Origin of the sequence: Streptomyces mesophilus (assembly GCF_011044995.1) — a bacterium.
Classification (GTDB): Bacteria; Actinomycetota; Actinomycetes; order Streptomycetales; family Streptomycetaceae; genus Streptomyces; species Streptomyces mesophilus.
In genome coordinates this window covers 1-1,270 of the sequence record NZ_JAAKZW010000461.1, presented here as the reverse complement: position 1 = coordinate 1,270, position 1,270 = coordinate 1, and the positions used below count along the sequence as shown (strand labels likewise).

1 protein-coding gene and 1 pseudogene are annotated in these 1,270 nt (G+C 72.8%); both read left to right on the top strand.

Translation table 11 applies throughout. The annotated features are described in order from the left end of the window. Nucleotides 1–220, top strand: a pseudogene (locus tag G6045_RS40565) (hypothetical protein); the annotation flags it as partial. After that, a complete protein-coding gene (locus tag G6045_RS40560; protein WP_165337257.1) occupies nt 217–1,200 on the top strand; it encodes a BtrH N-terminal domain-containing protein in 984 nt (327 codons plus the stop codon). The pseudogene G6045_RS40565 and the gene G6045_RS40560, both read left to right, overlap by 4 nt. The last annotated feature ends 70 nt before the right edge of the window (nt 1,201–1,270 follow it).

The window sequence follows — 1,270 nt, the reverse complement described above, 5'->3', positions numbered from 1 at the left end:
GGAGGCGTACTTGGTGGGGCCGGGGGACGAGGTGGCGGTGGAGGAGTACCGGACGCGGCTTGTCGTGGCCGTGGAGTCGGGCGAGGACGGCGGGCCGGGCAGGGACGGGGAGCCGGGCAAGAGCAAGGGCAAGGCGTTGAGCGAAGGCAGGGAGCCGGGCGAGCGCGGGGAGACGAGCGAGCCCGGGGAGACGGGCGAGCGCGGGGAGCGGACGGCGTGAAGGTGAGCGGGATCGACACCCGGGGCGGACAGCACTGCGAGACGACGGCGCTGGGGGTGCTGCTGCGGCACGAGGGACTCGAGCTGTCGGAGCCGATGCTGTTCGGGCTCGGCTCGGGGCTCTCCTTCATCTACTGGGACGCGAAGTACCTGGACTTCCCCTTCCTCGGCGGCCGGGTCAAGCCCTTCGAGCTCACCCGCAACCTGACCGCGACGCTGGGCCTCGCACTCGACGTACGGGAGACGTCCTCGCCGCGCAAAGCCTGGTCGAACGTGACGGACGCCCTCGACGCCGGCCACCCCGTCGGGCTCCAGCTCGACAGCTACCACCTGGAGTACTTCACCTCGAAGGTGCACTTCGGCGGGCATGTCGTCGCGATGTACGGATACGACGAGGAGCGCGCGTACCTGGTCGACACCGCACCGCAGGGCGGGGCCGTGACCACCTCGCCGGACTCGCTCGCGAAGGCGCGGACGGCGAAGGGGCCGATGACGGCGAAGGCGCGCTCGTTCACGGTCCGGGTGCCCTCGGGCGGCGTGTCCGTACAGGACGTACGGGACCGTCTCGCCCCGGCGATCACCGCCTGCGCGACGGCCTTCCTGAACCCGCCGATCGCGAACCTCGGCCACCGGGGCATCGCGAAGGCCGCGAAGCTCGTCCCCGGCTGGCTCTCCCGCTGCGCCGATCCCGGCCGCGACCTGCCGCAGGCGGCCCTCCTGATGGAACGCGCGGGCACGGGCGGCGCCCTGTTCCGCAACCTGTACCGCGACTTCCTCGCCGAGGCGTCCACGCTGGACGACAGCCCGGATCTGCGGGCGGGCCATGCGCTGTACGCGGAGGCGGCGCAGCTGTGGACCGGCATCGCGGAGCTGATCGGCGAGGGCGCTCTGGAGGAGGCGGGGGCGAGGCTGGGCGAGGTGGCACGGGTGGAACGGGAGGCCATGGGGCGGCTGAGCGACTTCAGCGCCTGCGGCGCTTGAGCAGATCTTTCAGCCCCGCCGGGACCCGTCTTCAAGCCCCGCCGGGACCCGCCGCAGGCGCCACCCACCC